This is a genomic window from Micromonospora sp. Mcm103 (assembly GCF_024519755.1).
GTDB lineage: Bacteria > Actinomycetota > Actinomycetes > Mycobacteriales > Micromonosporaceae > Micromonospora > Micromonospora aurantiaca.
Genome location: NZ_JALJRJ010000001.1, coordinates 459,218 through 474,789, shown reverse-complemented (window position 1 = coordinate 474,789; position 15,572 = coordinate 459,218). Strand labels below are relative to the sequence as shown.

Here is a 15,572-nt window from a genome sequence, read left to right as displayed (position 1 = left end):
CACCGCCGCTCAGTGCTCGAACACCATGGCGGCGAACGTCGCGCCGTCCCCGGCTCCGACCGCCGCGACCAGGTAGCGGTCACCCGGCCGGAGCAGGTCGCGTTGCCGGGCGGTGCGGTAGTTGACGAACGCGTCGGCGCAGAACACGTGACCTGTCTCGGTCACGTTGTCCAGCAGCACCCGGTCCAGCGGCAGCCCGATCAGCCGGCACAGCCGCTTCCAGGTCATCAGGTTCACGTTGTGCGGCAGCACCAGCCGCAGCTCGGACAGCGCCGTCCCGGCCCGGTCCAGCGCGCGGCCGATCACCTCGGCCAGCGCCGGCCGGTACGCCCGCTGGAACCGCGCCGGGGACTCGCCGCCTGCCACGTCGAACTCGCCCCGCTGGTGGCAGGCGTACGCGAGCAGCCGGTCCCGGCCGCCGCCGGCGCTGAGCAGGCAGGCCGAGGAGCCCTCGCTGAACACCGACGTCTCCGGGATGAACTGGGCGTCGCGGGTGAACGCCTTCTCCCCGGTGAGCACCAGCGCGAGCGGCGGGCCGTCCGGCGTGTGCGGTTCGGACGCGAGCAGCCGCCCGGCCACGTCGATCGCGGCGAGCGCGCTCGCGCAGGACTGCTGGGTGAGCGTGAACGCGAGCGCGTGGCTCAGCCCGAGCGTGCGGCACACCTCGTGCAGCGGGTTGACCGGATAGGGGGTGACCACCGGGAACGCCCGCCCGTACACCACGAACCGCACCCGCTGCCGCAGCGTGGGCAGCGCGGTGAGGCCGCCCGCCGCGCGCAGCAGCAGGTCGGTCAGGGACAGCGCGGGATCGCGGCGGACCTCGGTCAGGCCGTGGAAGCGGCCGAACAGGCGGACCTGCATGTCGGTCAGGCCCAGCGGCACGGCCAGGCTCTCGACCGGCACCCGGCGCTGCGGCAGGAACACCGAGACGGCGTCGATCGCCGTCATACGCGTACCGTCACGACACGGATCAGATCAGTGACACAGGTGGATGTCAACGCGCGTGCGATCATATCGACGTGGCTCGCTTCCTGTTCGTCGTGCTGCCGGTGGAGTCCCATCTGCACGCCCCGGTCGCCATCGCCCAGGCGCTGGAGGCGGCCGGGCACGAGGTGGCCTGGGTCGGGCCGCGCAGCGACCTGCGCCCGCTGGTCGGCCCGGACGCCGTGCTGTTCCCGACCGGCAAGCGCTACTACCGGCCCGACGGCGCGTCCGGGGCGGCTTCGGTGCGCAGCCTCTGGGAGGGGCACGTGCTGCCGGCCAACCGGTTCATCCGCGACGCCGCCGACGCGGCGGTCGAGCGGTACGAGCCGGACGTGGTGGTGGCCGACCAGTACGCACTGGCCGGCGCGCTCGCCGCGCACCGCCGCGGGCTGCCGTGGGCGACGTTCTGCGTCGGCATGCTGGAGCTGACGCCGCCCACCGGGGAGATGCCCGAGTTCACCGACTGGGTACGCGCCCAGGTCCGCCGGGTGTGGGCGATGACCGACGTACCCGTGGACGAGACGATCGACCTGCGCTTCTCGCCGTACCTCGTGATCGGGCTGACCACGACGGCGCTGACCGGCCCGGCGCCACTGCCGCCGGGCTGCGTGCTCACCGGGCCGGCACTGGGACGGCGGCCGAACGCGCCCCCGTTCGCCTGGGAGGCGTGGGATCCCGGCCGCCGGCACGTGCTGGTCACCGTCGGCACGATGGCCGAGCACCTCGCCGCCGACTTCTTCCGGCGGATGACGGCGGCGACCGCGCCGCTCGCCGGCCGGGTCCAGGTGATCCTCACCGCCGGGCCGGGCCTGGTGCCCGACCCGCCGCCGCACGTGCTGGTCGCGCCCCGGGTGCCGGTGCTGGAGCTGATGCCCCGGCTCGACGCGCTGGTGTCCCACGGCGGACTGGGCACGGTGTCCGAGGCGCTGGCCCACGGCGTACCGGTGGTGGTCGCGCCGATCCGGCACGACCACCCGGCGGTCGCGCGTCAGGTGCGGCGGGCCGGCGCCGGCCTGGAGGTCGCCTTTCACTCGGCGACACCGGCGGAGCTGACCGCCGCGCTGAGCGCGGTGCTCGACGAGCCGGCGTACCGGGCCGGGGCGCGCCGGGTCGGTGAGTCGTTCGCGACGGCCGGCGGCGCGCGGGCGGCGGCGGCGCACCTCGCCGCGTTGGCACGGACGGCTCCCGACGCCTGACGCATCGACCGTTGTCCAACCGTCGGCGCGGAACTAGCCTGACCTGACGCACCCGCGCCGGCGTCGTGCCGCACGAGGAGGCTCGATGATCGAGGCCACCGGCCTACGCAAGTCCTTCCGGGTCGGACGCGGGCGCGGCGCCACCACAGTCGACGCCGTGCGCGGCGTCGACTTCGCGGTACGGCGCGGCGAGATCGTCGGGTTCCTCGGCCCGAACGGCGCCGGGAAGTCCACCACGCTGCGGATGCTCGCCACGCTGATCCGGCCCAGCGGGGGAGCGGCCACCATCGCCGGGGTCGACCTGCTGCGCGCGCCCGCGCAGGTCCGGCGGCGGATCGGCTTCGTGGCGCAGGCCAGCGGCACCTACGACGACTCCACCGCCCGGCGTGACCTGGTGCTCCAGGCCCGCATGCACGGGCTGTCCAAGTCGGTGGCGCAGGACCTGGCCGTCGGCGCGATCCGCGCGTTCCAGCTCGACGACTTCGCCGACCGCAAGATCAAGACGTACTCGGGCGGGCAGCGCCGCCGCCTCGACGTCGCGCTGGGTGTCATCCACTCGCCGCAGGTCATGTTCCTGGACGAGCCCACCGCCGGGCTCGACCCGCCCAGCCGGGTCCGGATGTGGCAGGAGGTACGACGGCTGCGCGAGGAGGGCATGACCATCTTCCTCACCACGCACTACCTGGACGAGGCCGACAGCCTCTGCGACCGGGTCTCGATCATCGACGCCGGGCGGATCGTGGCCGAGGGCACCCCGTCGGCGCTCAAACGCGAGATCTCCGGCGACGTGGTCGCCATCGACTTCGCCACCGCCGACGTCGCGGACCAGGCCGGCGGCGACCTGCCGGCCGCGACGAAGCTGCTGGCCGAGGCGCCGTACGTGCACGCGGCCGAGCCGGTCGACGGCACACTGCGGCTCTACGTGGACAGCGCCGCCACCGCCATCCCGCAGATCATGCGGGCGCTCTACGACAGGGGCATCGAGCCCGGCGCGATCGAGGCCCGCCGGCCCAGCCTCGACGACGTGTTCCTGGCCAAGACCGGCCGGTCGCTCGCCGAGTGACCGGACGCCGAGAGGAGTACGGCGTGAAGCTCGTCCGCGACACCTGGCTGATCTTCCAGCAGGAGGCCGGCCTGATGGTGCGCAACCCGGTGATGGTCGCGTTCAGCCTGGCCCAGCCGATCACCTACCTGATCCTGTTCGCACCGTTCCTCAAGGTGGTGATGGTCGACCGGGGCGCCGCGTCGTACGCCGACGCGTACCGCATCTACGTACCCGGCCTGTTCGTGGCGATGGGCCTGTTCGGCGGCCTGTTCGCCGGGTACGGGCTGCTCAGCGCGCTGCGCGCGGGCATCATCGACAGGTGCCGGGTGACGCCGGTGAGCCGGACCGGCCTGCTGCTGGGCCGGGCGCTGATGCACGTGTGCCTCAACGTGGTGCAGGCGGTGGTGGTCACGCTGGTGGCGCTGCCGTTCGGCCTGCGGGTGCACCTGGCGAACCTGCTGGTGTCGTACGCGCTGCTGTCGGTGATGGTGCTGCTCAGCACGTCGATCTCGTACGACATCGCGCTGCTGGTGCGTAACGAGAACAGCCTCGGCGTGCTGGTGAACACCGTCGGCCAGCCGGTGTCGCTGCTCGCCGGCGTGCTCATCCCGCTCGTGCTGGCGCCGATGTGGATCCAGCGGGTCGCGGTGTGGAACCCGTTCGCCTGGGCCACCGACGGCATGCGCGCGCTGTTCGCCGGCCAGATCACCCAGACCGTGGTGTGGCAGGGCGCGCTCATCATGTCCGGGCTGGCCGCCGCCAGTCTGTTCTGGTCGTCGCACCTGTTCAACCGCGAGGTCTCCTGACCGTCCGTGCATCGACCATTGTCTCAGCGTGGCGGGCGCTCTAGCCTGATCGTGTCCCCGCTCGGCGGCCGGTACGGGGCGCGGCCGTGACGCGTGTCAGCTGAGGAGGCCACTCGTTGGGTGCCGACAACTTCCGGGCGACGCTGGCGGCCGACATGGAGCTGGGCGCGGGCAACGTGCTGCTCCGGCTGGCCGAGCACGGCGCCGACATGGACATGCCCCGGGTGACGTTCGACGCCGACGTCGACGGCATCCCCGCCTGGACGCCGCTGTCGCTCGCCACGCTCACCGAGCGGGTCGCGGCCCGGGCCGCCTGGTTCCGGGCGCGCGGCGTCGGCCGGGCCGACCCGGTCGCGGTGTACGTGACCTCCGCGCCCGACGTGTTCCTCAACTTCCTGGCGCTGACCTGGCTCGGCGCGATCCCGGCGCTGATGAACGGAAACATGCCGGTCGAACTGGCGGCCGAGTTCGTCAGGCGGCTGCGCGGGGCCGGGGTGGTGGTCGACGCCGACCACGCCGCCCTGGCCGAGCACGACCTCGGCGCGCCGATCCTCGGCGACGCGGCGCAGACCGGCACCGGCGACCCGGCGCAGGCGCCGCCGCACCACCGGCACCACCCGCAGGAACCGGTGGTCATCACCCACTCCTCGGGCACCACCCGGGTGCCCGCCGCGATCGTCCACTCGCACCACGGGCTGTTCGCCGCGATCCGCGCGGTCCGGCTCACCGAGTCCCGGCCGTCCGGCGAGGTGCGGGAGATGTCCGCGCTGCCGGCCGCGCACGCCGCCGGCATCATCACGCTCAACCAGGCGCTCTGCAACGGCTACCAGCTGCTGTGCCTGTCCGCGCAGGGCGGCCCGTTCGCGCGCAGCGCCGAGACGATACTGGACGCGATCGAACGGTGGCGCCCCACCGGCGTGTTCGGCTTCGCGGTGACCTGGTCCGAGCTGGCCCGGGTCGACCTCACCACCCGCGACCTCGGCTCGGTGCGCAACTGGTTCAACACCGGTGACTGCGCGCACGAGGCGCACGTACGCCGGCTGGTCGCGGTCGGCAGCCATCCCGCGTACACCCGCGACGGCATGGTCGACGTCCCCGGCTCCAAGTTCGTCGACATGCTCGGCTCCACCGAGATGGGACACGGCGCGTTCCGGATCACCCACCGGCTCGGCAGCGACCGCTACGACCGCTGCGTCGGCAAGCCGTACCCGTTCGCCGAGATCGCCCTGCTCGACGTGGACACCGGCGAGGAGGTCCCGCCGGGGCAGGTGGGGCACGTCGGCCTCAAGTCGCCGACGCTGGCGCTCGGCTACTGGAACGACTCGGTCACCACGTACCGCACCCGGCTGGGCGGCTACTACCTGACCGGCGACCTGATGTACCGCGACGCGGCCGGCGACTACCACCACGTCGACCGGGCCAGTGACGCGGTCGACCTGGGCGGCGGCACCTGGCTGTACACCGCGCTGTCCGAGGAGCGCATCCTCCGGCACTGCCCGGACGTCCGCGACTGCACCGTCCTCGCGGCGGCGGGGGAGGACGGCACGACCGTCACCGACGTGCTGCTCCTGCTCGCCGCCGACGCCGATCCGGCGCACGACCGTACCGAACGGGTCCGGGCCGCGCTGGGGCCGGCGGTGGCCGCGACGCTGCGGCGGGTGGTGACTGTCCCCGACGACGACGTGGTCACCGGGCCGACCGGAAAGGTCCGCAAGTTCCTCATGCGACAGCGGCTGCTCGCCGGCGCCGGAGTGCCCGGCGCCGGCTGACCGGGGACATCGACGGTTGGCGCGGCCGTGCCAGAATCCAGCCGTGTCCTACCTCCCCTCGCAGCCGTACCCACCGATGCCCGGCGGCGTCAGCCCGCTGATCGCCTACCCGCACCCGATCACCCCGCCGCCCGGCTGCGGGGTGCTCGTCGTCTCGGTGAACCGCGGGCCGTACCTGATCCCGGTGCCGGTGACCAGCCGCTTCAAGATCAACCGCCAGGTGGTCGCGATCCCCGGCGAGGGGACGTGGCACGTCGCGGTGCCGGCCGGCGCGCACGACGTCAGGTACACCGACTTCATGGGCGTTCCGCTCGTCACCACGACGCTCGCGGTGCAGCCGGGGGCCGCGCACCACCTCGCGTTCCGCTTCGGCGGGTGGCGCAACCGGGTGTACGACGGCTACGGCACCGACGTCACCCGGTTCGGCCTGTGGTCCAACTACAGCGTCATGCTGGTCCTGCTGCCGGTGGTCGGTCTGGCCTGCTGCGGGGCGTTCGGGCTGGTCATCGGCGCGACTCCCTGATCCGGCCCGGCCGGCGGGCCTGGTCGCTCGGCTAGCGCAGCGACCAGGTCTGCTTCACGTTGAACACGCAGGTCCAGGCGTTCAGCGGTGCGCCCGCGGCGTGCCCGTCGACGTCCAGGCAGCGGTCGGTGGCCCGGTTGAACAGCGACCGCCGGCCCTGGCTCTCGATCCACTCCCACTTCTGCGCCGGATTGCCGCTGCACCACGCCGTCTGCACCGGTACGCCGTCGCGCTTCTCGCCCCAGGCCACGTCCAGGCAGAGGCCGCCCTCGACCCGGACGCTGCCGTCGGACGCGAACGTCCACCACTGGGAGCGCTCCTCCCGGCAGGCCCGCAGCACGACGCGTACGCCGTCCCCGCTGCCGCCGCTGGCGCACAGACCGGTCTCCTTGCCGACGAGTTGCTTCGCGCCGGCCGGGCGGACCGGCGCGGCCGGCTCATCCGGCTTCTTCGACGTGCCCGCCGCCGGCGACGACGTGGACGGGCGCGCGGCCGACGACGCCGGCGGCTTCGGCGTCCGCGTGCCGGGCGACGGGGTGCCGGAACTCGCCGGCGTGCCCCGCAGCCGGCCGTCGAGGGCGTAGAAGTCGGTGAACTCCCGGACCGTGCGCAGGAACGCCTGCGTCCCGGCGTCGAAGTCGCCGCCGGTGTGCCGCACGGCGTCGGTCCCGTCGCGGTACGCCGCCAGCGCCAGCAGGTCCGGGTCGCCGTCGAGCGCGGCCAGTTCCCGCCGCAGGGAGCAGAGCGTGGCGCCGACCGCCGGTACCGCTGCCTGCGGGTCCCACGGCGAGGCGCCGGACGGGCCGTACGCACGCCACAGCTCGGGCCGGAACTGGGCGATGCCCTTTCGGCCACCGTCGCCGAGCAGGTTCGGATCGAAACCGGAGGAGGCCATCAGCTGCGCGGCGACAGCGGCCGGGGGCACCTGCGGGCACACCGAGCCGGCCCGTACCACCAGGCGGACGTACCCGGCGGGGACCGCCTTGGGCTGCCGGCGCTCGCCCTCGCCGCTGGGTGGGCCGGTCTCGGCGAAGCCGTCCTGCCGTCCGTAGTAGGCGGCGTACCGGCCGGCCTCGTCGACGTACGGGACCGCCGCCGAGGGCACCCCCTCGGCGGCGCGTACCTCCTCGAACCCGGTGTGGAACGCGGCGAGCGACAACCGCCACGGGTCGCCGGGGACGGCAGCCGCGCGCACCTGCCCGGCCAGGTCGCACATCTGGTGGGCCAGCGCGAGGATGTTGGCCGCGCCGTCGGTGCGCGGCGCGTCCGGCCACGGCGCCCAGGTCCGCCACCGCTCGTCGTCCAGCCCGGCCAGGCCCCGGCCGCCGGACGCGGTCCGCTCGGCCCGCGCGTCCAGACCCGACTCGGCCATCAGCTGCCCGGCCAGCCGCGCCGGGGTCAGCGCGGGACAGGAGCGGGCAGCGGCCCGGATGGCGGCCAGGTGCTCGGCGGAGACGGCCCGGCCGGCCGGCTCGTCGTCGCGGGCGGTGGCGACGCTCCCGCTGAGGGCGGCGACCGCCAGGCTCAGCGCCGCCAGCCCGGCGGCGCCGGCGGCGACGACGCCGCGCGGGATCCGGCGCGGCCGCGGGCGCGCGCCGGGGGCATCGGGTGTCACAGGGCGGTCCCTCCGGTGATGACGGACGCCCTACCGGTGCGCGACGTCCTCGGTTCACCCGGCCGGAATCGGGTCCGATCCGGTCCGGCCGTCATTGAACCGAGCGTCCGGCGAGCCGTCAAATGTGGACGGTCTTGCCCGGCCCGGCCCCGTCGCGCGCGCCGGGCGGCGGTAGCGGTGTTGATCCGGAAAGGGACCGAAAAGTTTCGGGATCCCGTCGCCCTCAATGGCGGTCGGGTGGCTGTCGCCGACCGTCGACGCTGATCGGAGGCCCTTTTCGGCAGCCGTAACGGCCGTTCAGGGTCCGAGCGGGGGTTACCACAACATTTCCGGAACTTGTTGACAGGATGAACCGGGCCTCCAATACTGTGGCCATCGGCGTATCTCGATTGACGTCGATGTCCGACCACCACCCGTGGCGCGGCTGTCGCCCCGGTCCCGCCGTCCGCGGGCGGGCGAGCACCCGCGGCTCGCGCCACCGGAAGCTGGCCGCCCGCCAGCCGTCACAGGGAGGAAACCCGTCCATGAAAGACGCCCCCGTCCGTACGGGCATCCGCAGGCGCGGACGCCTCAGGATGGCCCTCGGCGGCGCCTGTGCCGTGGCGCTGATCGCCGCCGGGGCGACGGCCGTCGCGTCAGGTCCGGCCTACGCCGACACCACCGTCACGTCGAACTCCACCGGCACCAACAACGGCTACTTCTATTCCTTCTGGAAGGACAGTGGCAACGTCTCCATGACCATGGGCAACGGTGGTCAGTACAGCACCCAGTGGAGCAACATCAACAACTTCGTCGCCGGCAAGGGCTGGAACCCGGGCGGGCGCCGCACGGTCAGCTACTCCGGCAGCTTCAACCCGTCCGGCAACGCGTACCTGACGCTCTACGGCTGGACGCGCAACCCGCTCGTCGAGTACTACATCGTGGACAGCTGGGGCAGCTGGCGCCCGCCGGGCAGCGGCTACATGGGTTCGGTGTCCTCCGACGGCGGCACGTACGACATCTACCGCACCCAGCGGGTCAACGCCCCCTCGATCGAGGGCACCCGGACGTTCTACCAGTACTGGAGCGTCCGCCAGTCGAAGCGCGTGGGCGGCACCATCACCTCCGGCAACCACTTCGACGCCTGGTCGCGCTACGGCATGAACCTCGGTTCGCACGACTACCAGATCCTGGCCACCGAGGGCTACCAGAGCAGCGGCAACTCCAACATCACGATCGGCGGCACCGGCGGTGGCAACCCGACCACCCCGCCGCCGAACAACGGTGGCTGCACGGTCAGCGTCAGCCGCGCCGAGGAGTGGGGCGACCGGTTCAACGTGACCTTCTCGGTCAGCGGCACCAGCAACTGGGTGGTCAGCATCCAGACCCAGGGCGGGCAGAGCCTGCAGAACAGCTGGAACGCGTCGGTCAGCGGCACCAGCGGCACGCTCACCGCGCGCCCGAACGGCAACGGCAACAACTTCGGCATCACGCTCTACAAGAACGGCAACAGCAACACCCCGACGGCGACCTGTTCCGCCGCCTGAGCCCTCTTCCGGGGAGGGGGTGCCGCGCCTGGCGCGGCACCCCCGTTTCGTGTGCCCGGAGTGCCATGATGTGACGGCCGACACACCTGGGCAAAAACTTGATTGATTCCAAAAGACCGGACTAAGGTCGTCGCATGACGGCCGACTTCGAGACGCAGCTCCGGGCGGTCTCGTTGCGGGTGACCCGGCCCCGTCTGGCGGTGCTGTCCGCGCTGCGCGACCACCCGCACGTCGACACCGACACGGTGATCGCCCTGGTCCGCGCCGAGCAGCCCACCGTGTCCCACCAGGCGGTCTACGATGTGCTCCGGGCACTCACCGACGCCGGGCTGATCCGGCGCATCCAGCCGGCCGGCGCCACGGCCCGCTACGAGTCGCGGGTGGGAGACAACCACCACCACGTCGTGTGCCGTTCCTGCGGCGCCATCGCCGACGTCGAGTGCGCCGTCGGCCGCGCCCCCTGTCTCACCGCCTCGGACGACCACGGCTTCGTGGTGGACGAGGCGGAGGTCGTCTACTGGGGCACCTGCCCCGGCTGCGCGGCCGACCGCACCGCCCAGTGATCCGCCAGTTCGGAAGGAAGCAGATGAGCGACACCCAGGACAACCGGCCCGTCAGCCCGCAGGGCGTGGACGCCAAGGAGGCGGCCGGCTGCCCGGTCGCGCACGACTCCGTGACCGCGCACGGCAGCGAGAGCGAGAACCCGGCGATCGACTCGCCGACCCCGAAGACCGGCGGTCGTCCGCGCAGCAACCGCGACTGGTGGCCCAACCAGCTCGACCTGTCGGTGCTGCACGCCCACTCGTCCAAGGGCAACCCGCTGGGCCCGGAGTTCAGCTACGCCAAGGAGTTCGCGAAGCTCGACGTCGAGGCGCTCAAGCGGGACATCACCGAGGTGCTCACCACCTCGCAGGACTGGTGGCCGGCCGACTTCGGCCACTACGGCGGCCTGATGATCCGGATGAGCTGGCACGCCGCGGGCACCTACCGCATCGAGGACGGCCGCGGTGGCGCCGGCGACGGCGGGCAGCGGTTCGCCCCGCTGAACAGCTGGCCGGACAACGCCAACCTGGACAAGGCCCGCCGGCTGCTCTGGCCGGTCAAGCAGAAGTACGGCCAGAAGATCTCCTGGGCCGACCTGCTGGTGCTCGCCGGCAACGTGGCGCTGGAGTCGATGGGCTTCAAGACCTTCGGCTTCGGCTTCGGCCGGGAGGACGTCTGGGAGCCGGAGGAGATCTTCTGGGGTCCCGAGGACACCTGGCTGGGTGACGAGCGCTACGCCTCCGAGAAGGACATGGTGGCCGGCGTCGGCGCGACCGAGATGGGTCTGATCTACGTCAACCCGGAGGGCCCGCGCGGCAACGCCGACCCGCTCGCGGCGGCGCACTTCATCCGTGAGACGTTCCGCCGGATGGCGATGAACGACGAGGAGACCGTCGCGCTGATCGCCGGCGGCCACACGTTCGGCAAGACCCACGGCGCGGGCCCCGCCGACGCGCACGTCGGCCCCGAGCCGGAGGCCGCGCCGCTGGAGGCGCAGGGCCTGGGCTGGCTGAGCACGTACGGCGAGGGCAAGGGCGGCGACACGATCACCAGCGGCCTCGAGGTCACCTGGACCGACAAGCCGACCCAGTGGAGCAACCGGTTCTTCGAGATCCTCTTCGGCTACGAGTGGGAGCTGACCACCAGCCCCGGCGGCGCCAAGCAGTGGGTCGCCAAGGACGCCGAGGCGATCATCCCGGACGCCCACGACCCGTCGAAGAAGCACAAGCCGACGATGCTCACGACCGACCTGTCGCTGCGCGTCGACCCGGCGTACGAGAAGATCTCCCGCCGCTTCCTGGAGAACCCGGACGAGTTCGCGCTGGCGTTCGCCAAGGCCTGGTACAAGCTGCTGCACCGTGACATGGGCCCGGTCAGCCGCTTCCTCGGCCCGTGGGTGCCCGAGGCCCAGCTCTGGCAGGACCCGGTGCCGGCCGCCGCGCACGAGCTGGTGAACGACGCCGACGTCGCCGCGCTCAAGGCGAAGGTGCTGGAGTCCGGCCTCACCACCGCCCAGCTGGTCTCCACCGCCTGGGCCTCGGCCGCGAGCTACCGCTCCACCGACAAGCGAGGTGGCGCCAACGGCGCGCGGATCCGGCTGGAGCCGCAGCGCAACTGGGAGGTCAACCAGCCCGAGCAGCTCGCCACCGTGCTGGCCACCCTGGAGGGCATCCAGCAGGAGTTCAACGCCGCCGGCGGCGCCCAGATCTCGCTCGCCGACCTGATCGTGCTGGCCGGCTCGGCCGCTGTCGAGCAGGCGGCGCGGGACGCCGGCGTCGAGGTGACGGTGCCGTTCCACCCGGGTCGTACCGACGCCACCCAGGAGCAGACCGACGTCGAGTCGTTCCGCGTGATGGAGCCGCGCGCCGACGGGTTCCGCAACTACCTGCGGCCGGGCGAGAAGACCCAGCCGGAGGTGCTGCTCGTCGACCGCGCGTACATGCTGAACCTGACCGCGCCGGAGATGACCGTCCTGGTCGGCGGCCTGCGCGCGCTCGGCAACAACGTCGGCGGCGCCGCGCACGGCGTCCTCACCGACCGGCCCGGGGTGCTCACCAACGACTTCTTCGTCAACCTGCTCTCCCCGGGCACCCGGTGGAAGGCGGCGGAGTCCGAGGAGCACGTGTACGAGATCCGCGACCTGGCGACCGACCAGGTGAAGTGGACCGCCACCGCGGTCGACCTCATCTTCGGCTCCAACTCGCAGCTGCGGGCGCTCGCCGAGGTCTACGCCAGCGACGACGCGCGGGAGAAGTTCGTCCGCGACTTCGTCGCCGCCTGGACGAAGGTCATGGAGCTGGACCGCTTCGACCTGGCCTGATCCGCCACATCTGAGCGAGCCCCGGTCCGTCGCGCCGCGACGGGCCGGGGCTCGTCCGTGTCCGGGGTGCCGGGTGTCGGGGGATCAGCGGCACGCACCCGGCCCGCAAACGTTGGAAAATCTGCTCGGAAGTTGCGGTCGTCCCGCGCAGCGGTTGGTGCCGTCCCGAGTAGCGGGATCTCGGCCGAGCGCCGGCCCGCTCGCTCCAGCGTGGATCGCCGCTGGTGGTCGCGAATCCGAGCCCACTCGTGTTGCCTGCTGGTTTCGAAAACTTTGCCGCAAGCTCTTGCAAAGACTTTCATGGATGGCGCATGGTGTTCGCTACCCGGGACGGCTGCCCCACCCCCGCTCACCCTTTCGAACCCACGGAAGAGGTCCCCCAGCCATGCACTCCGCCAGGCCACACCCCCGTGGCCGCGCCGGTCGCCTGCTGCTCGCCGCCGCGCTCGTCGCGGCCGGCGGCACGGTGGCCGTCGCCGCCGCCGCCACCACCGCCCCCGCCCCCGCCCGCGCCGCCGTCGCGCTCAACGACAGCGAGGTGACCGCCAACCTCTGGGAATGGAACTGGACCTCGGTCGCCGCCGCCTGCACCGACCACCTCGGACCGGCCGGATACGGCGCGGTGCAGGTGGCACCGCCGCAGGAGTCGGTGAAGCTGCCCGCCAGCGCCGACGGCGCGTACCCCTGGTACGAGGTGTACCAACCGGTGTCGTACAAGCTGGACAGCCGGTTCGGCAACCGCCAGCAGTTCGCCGCGATGGTCACCGCGTGCCACAACGCCGGTGTGCGCGTCTACGTCGACGCGGTGGTCAACCACATGGCCGGCACGAACAACCCGGCCGGTACGCGCGGCTACGCCGGCACCGAATTCTCCGGCTACAGCTACCCGGCCGTGCCGTACGGCGCCGGTGACTTCCACCGCCCCGGCGACAACTGCCCGACCGGCGGCGCGATCAGCGACTGGAACAACGAGGCCCAGGTGACCAGCTGCGAGCTGCTGTCGCTGTCCGACCTCTACACCGAGAAGGAAGCGGTCCGCAACAAGATCGCCGGTTACCTGAACGACCTGATCGGGCTCGGCGTCGACGGCTTCCGAGTCGACGCGGTCAAGCACATCCGCAAGGACGACTTCGCGGCCGTCCTCGGCAAGCTGAACGACACCGTCGCCGAGGGCCGGCGTCCGTACGTCGCGCAGGAGATCTTCGACGGGGCGAGCAACCCGGCGTTGCAGGCCCGCGCGTACATCGGCAACGGCGACGTGCTCGACTTCGCGTACGCCAAGGGCATCCGCTCGGCGTTCCAGGGTTCGATCTCGGCGCTGGCGAACGTGCCGAACTGGAACCTCGACGCGCCCGGCGCGAACGTCTTCTCCATGGTCACCAACCACGACCTGGAGCGTGACGGCGTGGTGCTGTCGTACAAGAACGGCACCGACTACGTGCTGGCGAACTACTTCGCGCTGGCCTACCCGCACGGCAAGCCGTCGGTCTACGACAGCTTCACCTGGGCTGACCGCAACCAGTCCCCGCCGCACGACGGCACCGGCCGGGTCACCGACACGGTCTGCGGCGCCGCCTGGAACTGCCTGAGCCGCACCACCGGCGTCAAGGGCATGGTCGGCTGGGCCAACGCGGCCCGCCCGGTGAAGACCGTCTCGGACTTCACCACGGTGAACAGCAACGTGATCGGCTTCCACCGGGGCGACCGGGCGTGGATCGGCATCAACGACTCCGGTTCGGCCACCACCGCCACCTTCGTCACCGGGCTCGCCGACGGACGGTACTGCGACGTCATCTCCGGCGTCGCCACCGGCAGCGGCTGCACCGGCTCCACGGTGACCGTCTCCGGCGGCCGGGCCACTGTGACCCTCCCGGCAAACGACGCGGTCGCGATCCACGTGAACGCCCGGCCGGGCGCGAGCCCGTCCCCGTCGGCCTCCCCGACCGCGTCCCCGTCGGCCTCCCCGACCGCCTCGCCGACGGCGTCGCCCACCGTCAGCCCGGGGGACCGGATCGCCACCACGTTCACCGTCGCCGCGAACGTGGCCGCCGGGCAGGACGTCCACGTCGTCGGCAGCATCCCCGAGCTGGGCTCGTGGACGCCCGCGAACGGCGTCAAGCTCGCCGCGCAGGGCGGCGGCGCCTACCGCGCCACCGTCAGCCTGCCCCGGTCCACCGCAATGGAGTACAAGTTCGTCAAGCTGACCGCCGCCGGTGCCGTCACCTGGGAGTCCGGCGCGAACCGGACGTTCACCACCCCGGCCGGCGGCACGTACGCGGTGACCGAGACGTTCCGCGGCGACACCGTCAGCACGACTGTGGCCACCACGTTCTCCGCCACCGCGACCACCGTCTACGGGCAGAACGTGTTCGTGGTCGGCAACATCCCGGCGCTCGGCGGCTGGAACCCGGCCGCCGCCGTCGCGCTCTCGCCGGCCGCCTACCCGGTCTGGCGGGCCACAGTCGACCTGCCCGCGAACACCGCTGTCGAGTACAAGTACGTCAAGAAGAACCCGGACGGCACGGTGATCTGGGAGTCCGGCGTGAACCGGACGCTCACCACGCCGGCCGGCGGCACCCGCGCCGTCACCGACACCTGGCGCTGACGATCGTGCGGCCCGTCCCCCTCACCGCTGGGGACGGGCCGCATCCGCGCCGGTCAGACGGCCGTGAACGACCAGACCTGGGCCGGGTTGCCGAACCCGGTGCAGCGGTAGATCTGGACGGCCGCGCCGTCGGCGTCCGATCCGCCCCGCACGTCCATGCACCGGCCACCGATCTGCGACCTGATCTGGTGCACACCCGCGAAGGAGTTCGGGTCGACCGTCCACTTCATGCTCGACGTGCCGGTGCAGGCCCACTGCTGCAGCGGCGTGCCGTCGGCGTTCACCCCGTTGCGGACGTCCACGCACATGCCGCTGAACTGGTTGACGAACGTGTAGGTGTCCCGGCCCACCGGCGACCAGCGCTGCACGGCCTGGCCGTCGCAGGTGCGCTGCACGACCCGGCCGCCGAGCGACGACGGGGCGCCGGACCGGTCCACCTCCAGGCACTTGCCGCTGCCGTAGTTGACGATGGCGTAGTGGCCGCTCGCGGCCTGCGCCGGCGGGCCGGACGCCACCCCGAACCCGGTGGCGAGCAGTCCCGCCGCCAGCACCCCGGCCGCTCTCTTCCCGATCATGGTGTCTCCCCTCGGAGTCGTGTCGCCGTCCCGGTTCCGCCGGTGGTCACCGGCCGGACGACTGG

The 15,572-nt window shown here is 72.5% G+C and carries 12 protein-coding genes; 9 read left to right on the top strand and 3 right to left on the bottom strand.

Annotation, left to right across the window (positions count from 1 at the left end):
* Positions 1 to 9: 9 nt before the first annotated feature.
* On the bottom strand, positions 10 to 948 hold the full coding sequence (locus OC439_RS02175) for a 3-oxoacyl-[acyl-carrier-protein] synthase III C-terminal domain-containing protein (RefSeq protein ID WP_262011927.1): 939 nt from the start codon (positions 946 to 948) through the stop codon (positions 10 to 12).
* A gap of 71 nt (positions 949 to 1,019) precedes the next feature.
* Here OC439_RS02175 and OC439_RS02170 point away from each other — a divergent pair, with 71 nt between their 5' ends.
* The 5 genes from OC439_RS02170 to OC439_RS02150 all read left to right on the top strand — a co-directional run bounded on the left by OC439_RS02170 (position 1,020) and on the right by OC439_RS02150 (position 6,323).
* Positions 1,020 to 2,180, top strand: a complete 1,161-nt coding sequence (locus OC439_RS02170) for a glycosyltransferase (RefSeq protein ID WP_262011926.1) — start codon at positions 1,020 to 1,022, stop codon at positions 2,178 to 2,180.
* Between the two features lie 85 nt (positions 2,181 to 2,265).
* Positions 2,266 to 3,243: an ATP-binding cassette domain-containing protein gene (locus OC439_RS02165; protein ID WP_262011925.1), complete on the top strand. Its 978-nt coding sequence runs from the start codon at positions 2,266 to 2,268 to the stop codon at positions 3,241 to 3,243.
* Between the two features lie 23 nt (positions 3,244 to 3,266).
* Entirely contained in the window at positions 3,267 to 4,031 is a 765-nt protein-coding gene (locus OC439_RS02160; RefSeq protein ID WP_013476421.1) for an ABC transporter permease, read from the top strand.
* 155 nt (positions 4,032 to 4,186) lie between these two features.
* On the top strand, positions 4,187 to 5,800 hold the full coding sequence (locus tag OC439_RS02155; protein WP_262012003.1) for a class I adenylate-forming enzyme family protein: 1,614 nt from the start codon (positions 4,187 to 4,189) through the stop codon (positions 5,798 to 5,800).
* A gap of 43 nt (positions 5,801 to 5,843) precedes the next feature.
* Complete coding sequence (locus OC439_RS02150; protein ID WP_262011924.1) at positions 5,844 to 6,323, top strand: hypothetical protein; 480 nt, start codon at positions 5,844 to 5,846, stop codon at positions 6,321 to 6,323.
* Positions 6,324 to 6,354: 31 nt separating this feature from the next.
* Here OC439_RS02150 and OC439_RS02145 read toward each other — a convergent pair whose 3' ends face one another.
* Positions 6,355 to 7,938: a ricin-type beta-trefoil lectin domain protein gene (locus OC439_RS02145; protein WP_262011923.1), complete on the bottom strand. Its 1,584-nt coding sequence runs from the start codon at positions 7,936 to 7,938 to the stop codon at positions 6,355 to 6,357.
* Between the two features lie 524 nt (positions 7,939 to 8,462).
* Here OC439_RS02145 and OC439_RS02140 point away from each other — a divergent pair.
* The 4 genes from OC439_RS02140 to OC439_RS02125 all read left to right on the top strand — a co-directional run bounded on the left by OC439_RS02140 (position 8,463) and on the right by OC439_RS02125 (position 14,932).
* The gene (locus OC439_RS02140; protein ID WP_262011922.1) at positions 8,463 to 9,464 is read left to right on the top strand and encodes a glycoside hydrolase family 11 protein; all 1,002 of its coding nucleotides are present in this window, start codon (positions 8,463 to 8,465) and stop codon (positions 9,462 to 9,464) included.
* A 134-nt stretch (positions 9,465 to 9,598) separates the two neighbouring features.
* Entirely contained in the window at positions 9,599 to 10,027 is a 429-nt protein-coding gene (locus OC439_RS02135) for a Fur family transcriptional regulator (RefSeq protein ID WP_135240611.1), read from the top strand.
* Between the two features lie 23 nt (positions 10,028 to 10,050).
* Entirely contained in the window at positions 10,051 to 12,327 is a 2,277-nt protein-coding gene (katG, locus tag OC439_RS02130) for a catalase/peroxidase HPI (RefSeq protein WP_262011921.1), read from the top strand.
* A gap of 385 nt (positions 12,328 to 12,712) precedes the next feature.
* Positions 12,713 to 14,932, top strand: coding sequence for a carbohydrate-binding module family 20 domain-containing protein (locus OC439_RS02125; protein ID WP_262011920.1), 2,220 nt, complete (start codon positions 12,713 to 12,715; stop codon positions 14,930 to 14,932).
* A gap of 53 nt (positions 14,933 to 14,985) precedes the next feature.
* Here OC439_RS02125 and OC439_RS02120 read toward each other — a convergent pair whose 3' ends face one another.
* Positions 14,986 to 15,507 carry an RICIN domain-containing protein gene (locus tag OC439_RS02120; protein ID WP_262011919.1) on the bottom strand — a complete coding sequence of 174 codons (522 nt, stop codon included), beginning with the start codon at positions 15,505 to 15,507 and terminating at the stop codon, positions 14,986 to 14,988.
* Between the last annotated feature and the right edge of the window lie 65 nt (positions 15,508 to 15,572).

Bases quoted from the DNA above. Each gene is read 5' to 3' on its own strand.
- OC439_RS02175 (WP_262011927.1), bottom strand. From the start codon at position 948: ATGACGGCGATCGACGCCGTCTCGGTGTTCCTGCCGCAGCGCCGGGTG.
- OC439_RS02165 (WP_262011925.1), top strand. From the start codon at position 2,266: ATGATCGAGGCCACCGGCCTACGCAAGTCCTTCCGGGTCGGACGCGGG.
- OC439_RS02155 (WP_262012003.1), top strand. From the start codon at position 4,187: ATGGAGCTGGGCGCGGGCAACGTGCTGCTCCGGCTGGCCGAGCACGGC.
- OC439_RS02140 (WP_262011922.1), top strand. From the start codon at position 8,463: ATGAAAGACGCCCCCGTCCGTACGGGCATCCGCAGGCGCGGACGCCTC.
- OC439_RS02135 (WP_135240611.1), top strand. From the start codon at position 9,599: ATGACGGCCGACTTCGAGACGCAGCTCCGGGCGGTCTCGTTGCGGGTG.
- katG (WP_262011921.1), top strand. From the start codon at position 10,051: ATGAGCGACACCCAGGACAACCGGCCCGTCAGCCCGCAGGGCGTGGAC.
- OC439_RS02125 (WP_262011920.1), top strand. From the start codon at position 12,713: ATGCACTCCGCCAGGCCACACCCCCGTGGCCGCGCCGGTCGCCTGCTG.
- OC439_RS02120 (WP_262011919.1), bottom strand. From the start codon at position 15,507: ATGATCGGGAAGAGAGCGGCCGGGGTGCTGGCGGCGGGACTGCTCGCC.